This is a genomic window from Streptomyces sp. NPDC005266, from assembly GCF_040607655.1.
Taxonomy (GTDB): Bacteria; Actinomycetota; Actinomycetes; order Streptomycetales; family Streptomycetaceae; genus Streptomyces.
Map to the genome: position 1 here is coordinate 1 of NZ_JBEXHC010000026.1, position 14,812 is coordinate 14,812.

The 14,812-nt window shown below is 70.7% G+C and carries 14 protein-coding genes and 1 rRNA gene; 5 read left to right on the plus strand and 10 right to left on the minus strand.

Annotation, left to right across the window (positions count from 1 at the left end):
- Positions 1-91, plus strand: a 5S ribosomal RNA gene (rrf, locus tag ABZU99_RS31050); the annotation flags it as partial.
- A 168-nt stretch (positions 92-259) separates the two neighbouring features.
- Here rrf and ABZU99_RS31055 read toward each other — a convergent pair.
- The 7 genes from ABZU99_RS31055 to ABZU99_RS31085 all read right to left on the minus strand — a co-directional run bounded on the left by ABZU99_RS31055 (position 260) and on the right by ABZU99_RS31085 (position 8,582).
- Positions 260-2,194: a hypothetical protein gene (locus ABZU99_RS31055; protein WP_356048209.1), complete on the minus strand. Its 1,935-nt coding sequence runs from the start codon at positions 2,192-2,194 to the stop codon at positions 260-262.
- A gap of 1 nt (position 2,195) precedes the next feature.
- Complete coding sequence (locus tag ABZU99_RS31060) at positions 2,196-3,611, minus strand: ATP-binding protein (RefSeq protein ID WP_355949502.1); 1,416 nt, start codon at positions 3,609-3,611, stop codon at positions 2,196-2,198.
- Positions 3,612-3,657: 46 nt separating this feature from the next.
- Positions 3,658-5,214, minus strand: a complete 1,557-nt coding sequence (locus ABZU99_RS31065; protein ID WP_355949727.1) for an SCO6880 family protein — start codon at positions 5,212-5,214, stop codon at positions 3,658-3,660.
- A 2-nt stretch (positions 5,215-5,216) separates the two neighbouring features.
- Positions 5,217-6,605: a hypothetical protein gene (locus tag ABZU99_RS31070; protein WP_356048211.1), complete on the minus strand. Its 1,389-nt coding sequence runs from the start codon at positions 6,603-6,605 to the stop codon at positions 5,217-5,219.
- Entirely contained in the window at positions 6,595-7,485 is an 891-nt protein-coding gene (locus ABZU99_RS31075) for a hypothetical protein (RefSeq protein ID WP_356048213.1), read from the minus strand. Before ABZU99_RS31075 ends, ABZU99_RS31070 begins: the two co-directional genes overlap by 11 nt.
- 304 nt (positions 7,486-7,789) lie before the next feature.
- Positions 7,790-8,098 (minus strand): hypothetical protein, encoded by a 309-nt coding sequence (locus ABZU99_RS31080; protein ID WP_009716148.1) that lies wholly within the window; start codon positions 8,096-8,098, stop codon positions 7,790-7,792.
- Positions 8,099-8,375: 277 nt separating this feature from the next.
- The gene (locus ABZU99_RS31085) at positions 8,376-8,582 is read right to left on the minus strand and encodes a DUF397 domain-containing protein (protein ID WP_355949508.1); all 207 of its coding nucleotides are present in this window, start codon (positions 8,580-8,582) and stop codon (positions 8,376-8,378) included.
- A gap of 194 nt (positions 8,583-8,776) precedes the next feature.
- On the opposite strand from ABZU99_RS31085, the gene ABZU99_RS31090 reads away from it, so the two are divergent.
- Together ABZU99_RS31090 and ABZU99_RS31095 are read left to right on the plus strand one after the other, a co-directional pair.
- Positions 8,777-9,781: a bifunctional lytic transglycosylase/C40 family peptidase gene (locus ABZU99_RS31090; RefSeq protein WP_356048216.1), complete on the plus strand. Its 1,005-nt coding sequence runs from the start codon at positions 8,777-8,779 to the stop codon at positions 9,779-9,781.
- A 233-nt stretch (positions 9,782-10,014) separates the two neighbouring features.
- On the plus strand, positions 10,015-10,734 hold the full coding sequence (locus ABZU99_RS31095; RefSeq protein ID WP_355949514.1) for a phosphatase PAP2 family protein: 720 nt from the start codon (positions 10,015-10,017) through the stop codon (positions 10,732-10,734).
- 206 nt (positions 10,735-10,940) lie between these two features.
- On the opposite strand, the gene ABZU99_RS31100 is transcribed toward ABZU99_RS31095, so the two are convergent.
- Complete coding sequence (locus ABZU99_RS31100; RefSeq protein WP_356048218.1) at positions 10,941-12,551, minus strand: FAD-binding oxidoreductase; 1,611 nt, start codon at positions 12,549-12,551, stop codon at positions 10,941-10,943.
- Positions 12,552-12,670: 119 nt separating this feature from the next.
- Positions 12,671-12,880 carry a hypothetical protein gene (locus ABZU99_RS31105; RefSeq protein ID WP_356048279.1) on the minus strand — a complete coding sequence of 70 codons (210 nt, stop codon included), beginning with the start codon at positions 12,878-12,880 and terminating at the stop codon, positions 12,671-12,673.
- A gap of 109 nt (positions 12,881-12,989) precedes the next feature.
- Here ABZU99_RS31105 and ABZU99_RS31110 point away from each other — a divergent pair, with 109 nt between their 5' ends.
- Together ABZU99_RS31110 and ABZU99_RS31115 are read left to right on the plus strand one after the other, a co-directional pair.
- Positions 12,990-13,904 (plus strand): hypothetical protein, encoded by a 915-nt coding sequence (locus tag ABZU99_RS31110; protein WP_356048220.1) that lies wholly within the window; start codon positions 12,990-12,992, stop codon positions 13,902-13,904.
- 127 nt (positions 13,905-14,031) lie between these two features.
- Positions 14,032-14,247 carry a hypothetical protein gene (locus ABZU99_RS31115; RefSeq protein WP_355949523.1) on the plus strand — a complete coding sequence of 72 codons (216 nt, stop codon included), beginning with the start codon at positions 14,032-14,034 and terminating at the stop codon, positions 14,245-14,247.
- Positions 14,248-14,338: 91 nt separating this feature from the next.
- On the opposite strand, the gene ABZU99_RS31120 is transcribed toward ABZU99_RS31115, so the two are convergent.
- A complete protein-coding gene (locus tag ABZU99_RS31120; RefSeq protein WP_355949526.1) occupies positions 14,339-14,719 on the minus strand; it encodes a metal-sensitive transcriptional regulator in 381 nt (126 codons plus the stop codon).
- Between the last annotated feature and the right edge of the window lie 93 nt (positions 14,720-14,812).

Genomic DNA, 14,812 nt, shown 5'->3' on the forward strand with positions numbered 1-14,812 from the left:
GCCCGGTTACATTTCGAACCCGGAAGCTAAGCCTTTCAGCGCCGATGGTACTGCAGGGGGGACCCTGTGGGAGAGTAGGACGCCGCCGAACAATTATTAGCCTCGGTCCCGAGCACTCAGTGCTCGGGACCGAGGCTTTTTTGCGTTATGGGGGTGCCGCAGTCGCGTCCGGAATGGCGCGCGCCCGCACACCGGGCTTGACAGGCCGTTCGGTGGTGGAACGAGCGCTACCCCCCTCTGGCTATCCCGGCGCTCCCCGTCAGCCCAGCTCGTGGCCGGCCAGGGTACGGTGCGGCCAGCGCGCCCGCGCCTGTTCCCGGGAGCGCATCAGCGCCAGCGTCGGCAGACCCTGTGCCGCGCCCTGGGCGAGCAGATCGGGGAGCGCCGGGAGCGGCGCCACGGCGGCGATGTCGTCCAGGACGAGGGTGAGTGGTGGGTCGAGCCGACCGAGGGATGACCGTTCGGCCATGCGGCGGCCGTGCTCGACCACGTGCGAGGCGAGTGCGGTCAACAAGGGCATCGCACCCGGCTGGGTCCGGGGATCCTCAATGGATTCACCCATCACATACAGCGTTCCCCCTTCGCCGATGAATGACTCCAGCGCGAGGTCATCGGCGCGTCCCGGATTGCAGGCGTCCCGGATGTGGATCGAGGAGAGCGCGCCGAGGGCTCGGGCCGTCAGCTCCTGTGCCATATCGCGGCGTTCGGGGTGAGCGGTGAGCGTGGCCTCCAGCTCGCCGGCGGCGCCGCCCGCCGCCTTGGGGTGCGTTCTGAGGATCCGTACGGGCTCGTGCGCCGAACTGCCCTGCGCCCAGCGGTGCACATGGCGGAACGGGCGGCCGTCCACGGCGGCGGCGTGCAACCAGCAGCGCAGCATGGTCTCCGCGGCCTCCGCCATGGGCTTGTCCATGGCGTGCGCGGGGCGTACGGGGGCCAGGAGCGCCGTGGCGCGGGCGGCCGCGGTATCGCGGGAGCCGCAGTCCGCCGCCGGGTTCCAGCGCAGCCGGGCGGGGGTGTCGAGGAGGTGGGAGGGGTCGAAGACGTGGCTGGGGCCGAACTTGGCGCGGGCGTCCTTGGTCGTCTCCCACAGACCGGGGTCGCTGGTGACGACAAGGACCGGGCCCGCGGCCTCCAGGACGGCGTGGGCGGCGGACCCGCCGCGCTGGGCGCCGAAGAGGATACGGGAGCGGGCCGGGTCGCCGTCGGGGAACGCGGCGGCGGCCATGGGGACGCCGGTGCGGGGCGTGGGCAGCGGCTGCATGGGCTGCGGGGTGTGTCCGGTGGTTTCCGCGTCGGCCGTGGGAGTGCCCGGCGCGCCTGCCCGCTGCCCGGCGACGGGGGGATGGGGCTCGGGGGCGGCGGTCGCGTCGTATCCGGCGAGCGGGAGGCCGGCCGGTCCGGCGGCGCCGGAGGCGATGGTGCCGGGCTCGGGGCGGTGACCACCCGCAAGGGTGGCGGCTTCGCCGGTCGGCATGACATCGGCCGCGGCGGGTGGGGCGGGCTCGATGGGCCCGCCGGGAGCCGTGACCTCGGGCCATGGGGGCGAGGCTGCCGCGCCGTTGGGTCTCACAGGGCCGGAGACGGCCTGCGGCGCCGGGGGAGCCGGAGGGCCGCTCAGGGGCCCGGAGGCGGCTCCTGAGGCCGTGACAGGGTGCGCGGGGCCTTCGTACGCCGTGGCCGCGCCCGGCCGTCCGCCCTGGGGGGTTCTCTCGGTTCCGGTGCCGGGCTCCGGGTCCGTAGTGGCGGCCGGGCCTGACACGGCGCCTTGCCACTTCGCCTCGGCGGCCTCCGCGTGGGCGGCGCGGCGCCTCGCGCGGACCGCACGGTAGCGGGTCACCGTGCCGACCGTGAAGATCGCCAGCACGATGAGCACCATCAGCTGGCTGATGAACAGCCCCCAGAACAACCCGTACCCCGACAGCTGCTCTTTCGGGGTGTCGGGCCATGCCGCCGGGAGGTCATGCGGCTGCTCCACCAGATGGCGCAGTGCAAGGGGCGTGCGCAGGAAGGCCACGCCGTCCGGCCACGCGCCGTGGGAGAACAGCCCGGCCAGTCCGGTGGCCGACCACACCAGCCCCGTCAGCCCCAGCAGAAATGCGATGACGCCGACCAGCAGCCCGTCCGGAATGCCGTGCTCCGGGGATGGGGAACTCCCGTGCTCCGCGGGACCGCCGCGGTTTTGACCCGGTGCCATCTCACGCCACCGTGGATCCGTACGACGGGCCGCCGTAGGACTCCGCCTCCATCGCCTCGACCGCCGCGGCGGCCCGCTCCTCGCCCTCCGCCTCGACGGCCAGCTGCACGGTCAGCGACTCCTCCGTCATCGCCCGGTCGGTGTAGACGAGGGGGCGCTCGGCCTCGGTGATCAGGTGCTTGACGACCTGCACATTGCCGTTGACGTCCCAGACCGCGATGCCGGGGGAGAGCGTCGGAATGATCTCCACCGCCCAGCGCGGCAGCCCCAGCACCCGCCCGGTGGCACGCGCCTCGTCCGCCTTCTGGGCGTAGATGGTCCGCGTCGACGCCATCTTGAGGATCGCGGCCGCCTCCCGCGCCGCCGCGCCGTCGACCACATCGGAGAGATGGTGGACGACGGCGACGAAGGACAGGCCGAGCCGGCGCCCGAACTTCAGCAGCCGCTGGAAAAGCTGGGCGACGAAGGGCGAGTTGATGATGTGCCACGCCTCCTCGACCAGGAAGATGCGCTTCTTACGGTCGGGCCGGATCCAGGTGTGCTCCAGCCACACGCCCACGATGGCCATGAGGATGGGCATCGCGATCGAGTTGCGGTCTATATGGGAGAGGTCGAAGACGATAAGGGGCGCGTCGAGGTCGATGCCGGCCGTGGTCGGGCCGTCGAACATGCCGCGTAGATCGCCGTCGACCAGCCGGTCCAGCACCAGGGCGACATCCAGGCCCCAGGCCCGTACATCGTCTATGTCGACGTTCATCGCCTCGGCCGACTCCGCCTCGGGATGGCGCAACTGCTCCACGATGTCGGTCAGCACCGGCTGACGGTCGACGATGGTCTCGTTGACGTACGCGTGCGCGACCTTCAGTGCGAACCCGGAACGCTCGTCGAGGCCGTGCCCCATCGCGACCTCGATGATCGTACGGAGCAGGGCCAGCTGACCGGTCGTGGTGATCGACGGGTCCAGGGGGTTGAGCCGGATACCGCCGTCCAGGGCCGCCATCGGGTCGAGCCGGATGGGCGTTATACCCAGCTCCTGGGCGATGAGGTTCCACTCGCCCACCCCGTCCTCGCCCTGGGCGTCCAGCACCACCACCTGGCGGTCACGGAAGCGTAGCTGGCGCAGGACGTACGTCTTCTCCAGCGCCGACTTGCCGTTCCCGGACTCGCCGAGCACCAGCCAGTGCGGGGCGGGCAACTGCTGTCCGTACAGCTGGAAGGGGTCGTAGATATAGCCCTTGCCGGAGTAGACCTCGCGCCCGATGATCACACCCGAGTCGCCGAGACCGGGCGCCGCGGTGGGCAGATAGACGGCCTGTGCCTGGCCCGTGGACGTACGCACCGGCAGCCGCGTCGTCTCCACCTTTCCGAACAGAAAGCTGGTGAACGCTTCGGTGACGGCGCTCATCGGATCGGCCACGGCGGAGCCCCTATCGTCCTTATCGTCCCAGTCGTCTCTGTTGGCTCTATCGGCGGATGCCGGTCGCGAACGGCAGCGTGTTCACAAAGGCCCGGTGGTGTTCGCGGTCGCACCACTCCAGCTTCAGATAGCTCTTCCCCGCCGAGGCCCGGATCGTCCGCTTGTCACGCGCGAGCGTCTCCGGCGACCGGGACGAGACGGTGATGTAGCCGACCAGGTTGACGCCCGCGGCGCCGCTGGCGAGGTCCTCGCCGCGCTGGTCGAGACGGCCATGGGCGGCGATGTCACGCGGGTCGACAGTGCGGTTCATCTTCGCCGCGCGGCTGGCCTCGGCCTCGTCGTTGGTCTTCTCGGTCAGCATCCGCTCGATGGCGACCTCGGTGGGCTCCAGGTCCATACAGACCGCGACCGTACGGATGACATCGGGGGTGTGGACGAGCAGCGGGGCCAGGAAGTTGACCCCCACGGGCGTCATGGGCCACTCCTTCACCCATGCGGTGGCATGGCACCAGGGCTCGCGGGTGCTCGACTCCCGCGTCTTGGCCTGGAGGTAGGTGGGCTCCATCGCGTCCAGCTCGGCGGGCCAGGCGTTCCGCTTGGTCATCGCCTGGATGTGGTCGATCGGGTGGTCCGGGTCGTACATGGAGTGGATGAGCGACGACAGCCGCCCCTGCCCCAGCGGCTGGCGCACCCGGATGTCGGCCTCGGCGAGCCGGGCGCAGATGTCGGTCAGCTCGCGCGCCATGACCACGGCGAGGCCCGCGTCCTTGTCGAGCCGGCGCCCGGCGCCGTTGTGGCGGGCGGCACGCGCGATGGCCTGGGCCTCGGCGGCCAGATCGCGGGTGTAGTGCATACAGGCGACGAGATAGGCGCGGTGCTGCTCGGAGGAGGTCGAGACCATGGACTGTAGCTGGTCGTAGGAGTCCTTGAGCCAGGCGGGGGCGCCATGGTCGCCGCGGCGCTCGACGTCCTTCGCGTGCGCGTCGGGGTCGGCGGGGAGGGTGCGGGCCAGCATCTGCAGGCGCGTCACAAAGCCATCGCCGTTGGCCACATGCTTGAGCAGGGTGCCGAACCGGTCGACCAGCGTCTCCTGGTCCTCGCTGTCCCGCAGCCCGACGCCGGGACCCTCGATCTCGATCGCGGCGGTGACGGTGCGGCGATCGGCGTGCAGCAGCACGGCGATCTCGTCGGGGCCGAAGGGCGCCGCCAGCCAGTTGATCCGGCCGATGCCCGGAGGCGGGCCGACCTCGACCTCACGGCCGTCGATACGGGTGCCGGCCTCGGCGGCGGTGGAACGGTAGGCCGTGGTGCCCCTGCGGACGCTGCGCTTGTAGGAGCGGTTGATCTCGAACCACCGGTAGAAGGTGCGGCCCTTGTACGGGACGTAGACGGCGGCGAGGGCCAGGGTGGGGAAACCGACGAGGGCGACGATGCGCAGCGACAGAACCGGCACCAGCAGCCCGCACATCATGCCGATGAACGCGCCCGCGATGATCAACGCGATCTCGCCGGTCTCGCGGTTCTTGCCGACGATCGCGCTGGGGCGGGGACGTCCGATGAGATAGGTGCGGCGGGGCGCCATGGGGTGGGGATGCGTCTCGATCGTCACCGCCGGTCACCTCCCGAGGTGTTGCCGGAATCGCGGCCCGGGGTACGGGGGGCGCCGCCGCCTGAGCCGCCGGGGTGGCCGGTGCGGCTGGCGGGGCTGGCGGGCCTGGCGGGGGCGGCGCCGGTGGAGCCGCTGCCTGCTCCGCCGCCGCCGCCGCCTCCGCCTCCGCCGCCGCCTCCGCCGGAGCGGGTGCTGTGGGCGGCCACGCCGCCCGAGACGGGGTTGGCCGGCTTGGCCTGCCCGGGACGGGCCGCGCCGCCGCCTCCGCCCCCGTCACCGCCGCCGCGCGCGCTGTGGGTGTTGATGCCCTGCTTCACCAGGGCGGCGGGGGAGCTGATGATGGCGGCGGCCTGACGGGAGGCCGGGTCGGAACTGGCGCTGCGGGCCTTGACGATCTCGTCGCCGAAGCCGGGTACGAAGCGGTAGATCATGGCGCTGGCGAAGATGGCGAGGATGATGATGGACAGGCCCGAGACGACCGCCGAGAAGGCGTCGGGCTTGTCGCCGGACGCGGAGAGCGCCCCGGCCAGGGCCAATACGGTCACGATCACCGGCTTGACGAGAATCACGGCGATCATGATTCCGGCCCAGCGCCGGACGTGCCCCCACATGTTCTTGTCGACGAGGCCCGAGTAGACGGCGGTGCCGAGCAGCGCGCCCACGTAGAGGAGCGCGGCGCGGATGACGAGCTCCAGGCAGAGCACGCCGGCGGCGAGGATCGTCACGAGCGATACGACGATGAGCATGATCGGGCCGCCGCCGATGTCCTCGTCCTGCTTGAGCGCCTGGGCGAACGAGCCGAAGAAGGCGTCATTGTCCGCACCGGTCCCGGAGGCGATGGCGTTGGTGACGGCGTCGGTCGCCGTGACGACCGTATAGAGGATGAGCGGGGTGAAGGCGGAGGCCAGGACCGTCAGCCAGAGGAAACCTATGGCCTCGGAGAGCGCCTCGCCGAGCGGGACGCCGCGGATGGCGCGCTTGGCGACGGCGAGGAGCCAGAGGATGAGGGTGAGGACGGTCGAGGCGGCGAAGACGACGGCGTACTGGCGGAGGAATGCCTCGTTGGTGAAGTCGACGTTCGCCGTCTCCTTGACGAGCTTGGAGAGCTTGCCGACGAGCCAGGAGGCGGCGTCGGCGCAGCCGCGGGCCAGGGAGGCGGCGGGGTCGAGGGGCGAGGTGGGGTCCGAGCCGGGGGCGTCGCCGCCATTGCCCTTGCACAGGTCCTTGAGCTGGCCATCAATATCGCTGCAACCGTTATCGGTGTTGGAGGGAGTCGGCGTAGGCGACGGGGCGGCGACGGCGCGGGTTGCCAGCAGCACACAGGCAGCTTGGACGGAGGCGACGGTGGCGCTGATCGAGAGGGCACGACGGCGATTAACGGGCATACGTGAACCCTCCGAACCCTTGTACGGCTTTGGTCATGTCCTCAGCCGAGGAGGCGGCTTGGTCGCGGCCTACAGGTGCCGGGCCGTCCTTTTGGGTGTACTGGGTCACCTTCCAGTCACCCTCGATCCATTTAAGTTCGAAAGTATCCGTGTACCAGCTCTCTGCGACCGGGTTCTTGGACCCTTCTCCCGCGAGACCGAAGAGCAGTGAGTGCCAGACGGCGATCCGAGCCTCGCCGTCCTTGAAGTTCTCCACCTTGGTGCCCACGGGGTTCGCACGAGAGACGAACGTCATCCCGCTCGGAGGGTTGCCGTTGGAGTCAAGGCCGGCATTGGCAAGGATTTTGTCCGCGGAGAACACCTTGGCTAGCTGTTTGATCCGCGTGGCAGCGGCGTCCGGGGCATAGACGGCGTTGACGATCGCCTCGCGGCGGGCGGCCTTAAACATGCCATCGGACCCCAGCGCCACCGCGTAATTGGCCGCCGCGCTCTGGGCTCCCTGCTCCGTCTTGGGGAAGCCCGACGCGATGCCCGTGGTGGGGTTCTTGCCGTCCACCGGGCGCCGGCCTGTGGGGGCGGTGGGGTGGGATTCGGCGTTGGTGCCGCCGGTGTCGCCGCTGGAGGAGTCGTTGTCCTTGCCGCCGCCGCGGTTGGCGAAGGCGATGGCGGCGATGAGGAGGACGACGACGCCGACCACGGTGACGAGGTTGCGGCTGGGTTTGCCGGCGCGGCCGGGGCGGCGGGGTGGGCCGTATGGGTCGCCGTCGCCTTCGGGCAGACGGGTGCGGGTCAGATGGCCGCCGGAGGACGCGCCGCGGGCGCGGCTCGCCTCGCGGCTGTCGTAGTCGCCGCCGTATCCGTCATCGCCGCCGAGACTCATCGCGCGTACGCCCCTTCAACCGTGCCGAGCCTGCCATTCGTGCCAGCCGTACCAGCCGTTCCGACCGCGTCAGCCGTGGTCGCTCTTTCGCCGTCCCGGTACGACGGTAGCGGCGCGGAGTGGCCTGTGCGCGTGGTGGTGTGAGTGGACATCAAGCTGACACGACCTCAGCGAGGGGAGCGGGCATCGGGCAGCAGCCTCGGGTACGGGGAGTGGGGCCGGTAGGGGGGATCGGGGGCGGAGGCGATGGGGCGGGGGAGTGCGCCGCGCGCGGGGTCGGTTCCGGGGGCGGACGGGGGCGCGGCTAGATGGCCATGCCGTAGACGATCGTGAAGAGGGTGCCCAGCGAGCCGATGATGAACACGCCGGTCAGGCCCGCGACGATCAGTCCCTTGCCCTGTTCCGCGCTGAAGGTGTCGCGCAGCGCCGTCGCGCCGATCCGCTGCTTGGCGGCGCCCCAGATCGCGATGCCGAAGCACAGCAGCAGCGCCACCGCCATCACGACCTCGATCATGACGCGGGCCTCGCTGCCCAGGCTGCCGAACGGACCCCAGTCTGGGGCGATTCCGCCGATGATGGTGTTGATGTCGCCCTTTTCGGCCGCTAGGAACATAATGAACTCACCGCCCCTTATGGGTAGTTGTGGACCCAGCCGGCATGGCGTGGGTCAGCCTCTATCTTCGCTGACGAATCCGCTTCCGCATGTCGACTTGGCGGCATTTCTTGGCGGATCTCGTACGTGTTGTGGACCACGGTGCCCTGATGGCCGTGCGAGGCGTGTCGCTGCAGGGTCGTATGGTCACTCTATGTATCACGCGGGTGGGCGCCGGGCAACGATCGGTGAGGGGGTGGGCGCGCGGCTCCCGGGCCCCGATCGCGGGCGCGGCCCCTCACTCCTCGGCGAAGTCGTCGAACTCGCCGGCCTTGACCCCCTTGATGAACGCTTCCCACTTGGTCTGGGTCGTGACGACGACGGTGTCCGGGTCCGTGCTCTCGCGGAGATGGATCCGGCCGTCCGGCCCGGCGGCCACCTCGAGGTGGGCGGCCCCTGTCTCGCCATCGGCGGGCGCGGCCCGCTGCCAGTCGAGCTGCGTCATCCGTGGTCCCTAGGGTGTGAAGTGCTCGGGCCCGCCGGACTTTACGCGTTCCACGGCCCGGTGGGAGGGGGCCGGGGCGGAGCGGCGAGGCACGGGGGGCGCGCCGCCGTAAGGTTTCGGCTGGGGAGCGGCTGGTTTTCGCCGTGCGTACGGAAAGGCGTTCGCACCGCGGGCGGATGGGGGAGGATGGCCGGGTGCGTAAGGTCTGGCTGGGTGTCAGTGTCGGTCTCGGGGTCTCCCTTTCCTTCGTCGCTCTGCTCGTCGTGGGTACGTACATGGTCGCCGCGGATCTGACCGGCGGAGGTGGCGGCAGTGTCGGGCTGGCCAAGGGGTCGGTGCCGGCCTCGTACGAGCCGCTGATCCAGCGGTACGGAAACACCTGTCCCGCCATCAACCCCGCGCTGCTGGCCGCGCAGCTGTACCAGGAGAGCGGCTGGAACGCGAAGGCGCAGAGCCCGGCCAACGCCAAGGGGATAGCGCAGTTCATCCCGGCCACCTGGGCCTCGCACGGCGTCGACGGCAATAAGGACGGCGTCAAGGACATCTGGGATCCGCAGGACGCGATCCCCTCGGCGGCCGCCTATGACTGCTCGCTCGCCAAGTATGTGAAGGATGTGCCGGGCAATCCGACGCACAACATGCTGGCCTCGTACAACGCGGGCGCGTATGCCGTCATCAAGCACGGCGGGGTGCCGCCGTACCGCGAGACGCAGAACTACGTGAAGACCATCACCACCCTGGCCAAGAGCTTCGAGGCGCCGGTTCAGCGGGTGCGGCCCTCGCAGCAGTCGGCCGGGGCGATCTACTTCGCGCAGAAGCAGCTGGGCAAGCCGTATCTGTGGGGCGGTAACGGCACGCCGGACCAGGGCGGGCGGTTCGACTGTTCGGGGCTGACGAAGGCGGCGTACAAGTCGGTCGGGATCGAGCTGCCGCGCGTCGCCAACGACCAGTGGAACGCCGGGCCGCACCCCAAGCGGAACGAGCTGCTCCCCGGCGATCTGGTCTTCTTCGCCTACAACCTCAGCGATCCGAGATCGATCCACCATGTGGGGATCTATGTGGGCGGCGGATACATGATCAACGCGCCCTACACCGGTGCTGTGATCCGGTTCGACAAGATCGATAGCCCGGACTACATCGGTGCCACGCGGGTGACGCAAGACGGCGCAAAAGCGTTGCCAAAGGCGAAGTCGGCGTAAACATTCCCCCTGAGCTGCGGTGATCGATCACCCTTCGGTAACGTCCCGGTGATCGTTGGGTAGAGAACGGAACGCTCGACCGAAAGAGGGCGTTCCCTGGGAGTGGATCGGCGTGGACGGCGCGGATCGGCGGCGGACTCTTCGCATCGATCGCGGGACGGCCACCGATCGCGATGACCACGGGGGTCGGCAGCTGCACGTAGCGACAGGCAAGAGATAAGGGGCCACAGCACATGGCTGGACTCGCGCTGGACGGGTCGAACCCCGATGTCAGCCTGCTCTACGACATCAACGGACTCGCGAAGGACGCCCCAAACTGGTTCGACCGTGTCATGGAGTTCGTGGGCGAGTTCGGGATCATCATCGGACTCGTCCTGGTGACCCTCGGCGCCTGGTGGAGCGTGCGGAGGCGGTCGCGGGACGCGCCGTCCGCGGTCGCCGGGCTGGTGTGGGCGCCGCTGGCCGCCGGGCTGGCGCTGGTGGCCAACATCCCGATCCGCGGCTTCGTCCAGCGGCCACGGCCCTTCAGGGACCATCAGGGGCTCGATGTCCTGGTCGCGGGCAAGACCGACTTCTCGTTCGTCAGCGACCACGCGACGCTGACCATGGCGGTCGCCGTCGGGGTGTTCATGGCCAGCCGGGCGTACGGCGTGGCCGCGATGGCGCTCGCACTGCTCGAAGGCTTCTGCCGCGTCTATATGGGCGTCCACTACCCGACGGATGTGATCGGCGGGTTCGCGCTGGGGACGGCGGTCACGCTGCTGCTGGCGCCGCTCGCCATGATGCTGCTGACCCCGCTGACCACGGCGATCGCGAGCTCTCGGGCCGGCTGGCTGATACGGGCTCACGGGTCCGCTGCCGCCGCGGGACCGGCCGGGGGCGAGGGTCTCCCGGAGGTCCCCGAGCCGCGGACGCCGGACGACGAGCGCGGCAACAAGGACCTGGCGGCCTAAGCGGATGTGGTGAAGTTCGCCGCTGATCCCTCGCGGTTCGGCCTGGCCGAGGGCTTGGACGCCGAGAAGGATCAGCACTTGACTTCGCCGTAACCGCTCAGCCCCGACAAGCCTCCCGCGTTCATGAGCGCCTTATGGCGTGCACGAGCGCACACCGACGGCCCGGCGGCATCCGCCGGGCCGTCCGTATGTACTGCCGCGTGGGCTCACAGGGCCTGTGGGAAGTCGAAGAGCCGGTCCGGGTCGTAACGCTTCTTCAGCTTCTTCAGCCGGTCCGCGGCCGAGCCGTAGTACGCCGAGCGCCAGTCCTTGAGGGACGCGTCCGTGTAGTTCTGGTACGCCGCCCCGGAGGCGTACCGCCGCATCGCCGTATGCGCCCCGTCGAGCCAGGCGGTCTGTACGGCGCCCGAGCCGCCCGCCGCCCAGGACGCGGTGTACTGCGCGAGGAACCGCGAGCGGCGGTGGACGAACGCGGTGGCCTGGGGCGCGACGCGGTTCACGGCACCGCCGAGCGCGGTGAGCGCGATGCTGACCGCGTCCCCGCCGCCGGTGCGCCGTTCGTAGTGTTCCAACTGGCCGAGCATCGCGCGGACGCCCGCCTGGCTCAGCGAGCGGTCGTAGAAGTCGGAGCGCGCCGCGTAGGTCTCGCGCTGGAGCACTCCGGAGGAGCTGCGGCCGGGGGTGGTGCCGGGCAGATGGCACTTGGCCGTCGAGGTGTCGCCGCACCCCGCGTACATCCGCATGGCGTCCAGGTAGCCACGGCGGCGCAGCGTCACCCGGGAGGCGGGACCGGGCCCGCCGGGCCCGTCGGCGAGCCGGTCGACGGCGTTCTGGAGGGCGCCGTAGGTGCCGAGGGAGAAGCAGCTCACGGAGACGGTGGGGGTGCGGCCGGGGGCGGCCGACAGATGCAGGGCCGACCAGATCTCGTCCGGCTGGTCGGGGCCCCATTTCTGCCAGGCGCTCAGCACCTTCGCGGCCTTGGACCATGGCCATGACATATAGGCGGTGACGCCGTCTCCCGTCTTGTGGGTACGGAAGCGCAGCTCGGTGACGACGCCGAAGTTGCCGTTCCCGGCGCCGCGCAGGGCCCAGAAGAGATCGGTCTCGCGGCCCTTGGAGACGTCCAGGGCCTTGCCGTCCGCGGTGAGGACGCGCGCGCCGGTGAGGCTGTCGGCGGTCAGCCCGTACGCCCGCGAGACCACACCGTGGCCGCCGCCGAGGGTGAGCCCCGATATGCCGACGGTGGGGCAGGAGCCGCCGGGGACGGTGACGCCGTGCGCGGCGAGCGAGGTGTAGACGTCGATGAGCTTGGCGCCAGCGCCGATCCGGGCCTCGCCCGAGCTCGTACGGATCGACGACAGCGCCGATACGTCGATCACCAGGCGGCCGTCGCCGCTGGACCAACCGGCGTAACTGTGGCCGCCGTTGCGGATCGAGACGGGTGCGCCGTGGCGCCGGGCGAAGGACAGGCAGGCGGTGATGTCCGAGGTGTTCCCGACGTAGGCGACGGCGGCCGGGCGCAGGTGGTCGAAGCGGGTGTTGTAGAGCCGGCGGGCGGAGGCGTAGTCGGCGTCGCCGGGGCGTACCAGATCGCCGTGGAGATCCTTGCCCAGCGCGCTCCAGTCGGCGGACTTCGGCTTGCCGTCGAGGGCGGCGCCGCGCCTGCCGCGGGTCGTGGCCGAACGGGCGTCCGGCGGCGCGGCGGAGCTGACGGAGGTTTCGCCGGTGGGGTGTCCTGAGTCGTTGCCGCAGGCGGCGGCCCAGGTGCCCGTGGCCGCCAGTCCCGTGCCCGCTGCCAGCAGTGTCCGCCGGTTCATGGCGGTGTCCCCTCCCTGTCGCCCTGCGTACCACCGGTCGGCCGGGCGGGCGCGAGGCCAGTCCGGTCCCTTGGTCAGAGGGGGATGCGGGCGGAGGGGTTCCGTTCGCGGGAGAGGCGTTACCCGCGGGGGAACGAGCCGGACTCCTCGTGTGAGTCCGGCGAGCCGCCCGTACCGGGCGCAGAGTGACGGTCCGTCGTATGCGTGGCGGCGTCGTCGCGCGCCAGGGCGCGGGCGCGACGGGCGGGGCCGGACCAGCCGCACGAGCAGCGGGCGACGCAGAAGGAACCCCTCTCCACGGTCGTGGTGTGGTTCCGTCCGGGTCCCATGTCGCCTGAGTCGAGCACATGACCACGCTATCGGGCCGTGACGAGCCACCGGGGCTGATCGTTAAACGAACAAGTATCAATGCGAGCGTGGCCAGGGGGTCGGCGGTCGATGGAGTTCCAGCAGCGCGGGCTCGGCGTACGGAGACGGGTGAGAGCGGTCGCCGGGGTCGTGGCGGGCGGCCTGCTGGCCGCGCTGCTGGCGGCCGTCAGCGGCTGCTCCTCCGAGACGGTCGCCGATGAACGCCCTGGTGGCGCGGCCAAGGAGGAGACCGCGGTCGCGGTCTTGCACCGAGCGGCGGACGTGCTGGTCAGATCGGGCAGCTCGCGGGTGCGTACGACCATGGAGACGGCGGCGGGCGGCACCCGGGTGTCCATCCGGGGCAGCGGGGCGTACGACTTCGAGAAGCGGCTGGGCCGGCTGCGGCTGCTGCTGCCGAGGGACGCGATGGGGGCCGCCGAACATGCGCCGATCACCGAACTGCTGGCCTCCGGGGCGCTCTTCATGCGCAACCGCGGCGCGGGCATCCCCAGCGACAAATGGGTGCGCGTGGATACGACGGGCATCCCGGACGGCAATCTGGTCACCGGCGGGGCGACCGACCCGCTGACCGCCGTCGAGCTGCTGCGCGGGGTGCGGAAGGCGCGCCTGGTGGGGGAGGAGGGGCTCGACGGTGCCCTGGTGCGTCACTACCGCGGGATCACCGACATCGGCCGGGCGGCACGGGTCGCGTCGACGGGGGTGCGGGGCCCCCTGGAGGCCGCGGCGAAGGGGTTCGATGAGCCCACGGTGGCCTTCGACGCGTATCTCGACGGGTTCGGACGGCCGCGCGAGGTGCGGCACCGCTTCACCGTGAGCCGCCGGGCGAGCGGCTGGGAACAGCCCCGGGGGCAGGGCGCCATGGCGCGGCGTGCGGTGGGGGTCGCCTCGACGACCGAGCTGTACGACTTCGGGGCGTCGGCCGTCATCGAGCTGCCCAAGCCCGGGGATATCTACACAGGGAAGGTCGGATCACCTCAGAAGTAGGCGGAGGGGCCCGCTTTGCCCTTCGAAATGGTCCATCCGTGCCATGCGCGCAGTGTGTACCCATCCCTACGCTGGGAAGCCGCTGCTCGAAAGTGCTCGCAGGTGCTCGCAGGAGGAGGTGAAACACGTGGTTGCGCGTCGCGGCTCGTCGGGCCCGGACCCCGTGGCCCTCGTCGAGATCGATCTCTACGGCGATTTGATGATCGCTGCGTCGAGCGCGGACGAGGACAGGCTCAGTCCGGACCGCATCGACGAGGTGCTACGGGTGGAGGCCGACCGATCAGATTCGGCCGCCCGGAATGACACCGGCGCCCAGGAGACCGAGGGTCCGGACGCCCGGTAGCGGAGGTCGTCGCCTCGCCGGCGGGCGCCGAGCGCCCCGTCCGGCGAGGACGTCGGCATGTCCGCGCCATCCGCCGAGGCGTCGTGGCTGGTCAGGTCCGCAGCAGTCGTGCGATGGCCGCTGTGGCCTCGGCCACTTTGGCATCGACCTCGCCCCCGCCCTCGGCGGCGCTCTCGACGGCCGCACTGGCGACGCAGTGCCGCAGATGCTCCTCGAGCAGCTGGAGGGCGAAGGACTGGAGGGCCTTGGTGCTCGCCGAGACCTGGGTGAGTATGTCGATGCAGTAGACGTCCTCCTCGACCATCCGCTGCAACCCCCTGACCTGCCCCTCGATCCGGCGCAGCCTTTTGAGGTGCTGGTCCTTCTGCTTGGCATACCCATGGCCGCTGTGGGTAGCGGACGCTTGGCCGGACGTCTGGCCCCGCTCGTCGCCCTCGCTGGGCGCGGTGGTGCCGGCTGCCGTGGTCATCATGGCGTCCTCCCGTTGTCGCTCATGTCCCCATATACCCCCGCAGGGTATATAGTACCGGGTTTTCCCGCCCAGCCGGGCCCCCGTGAGGAGCAC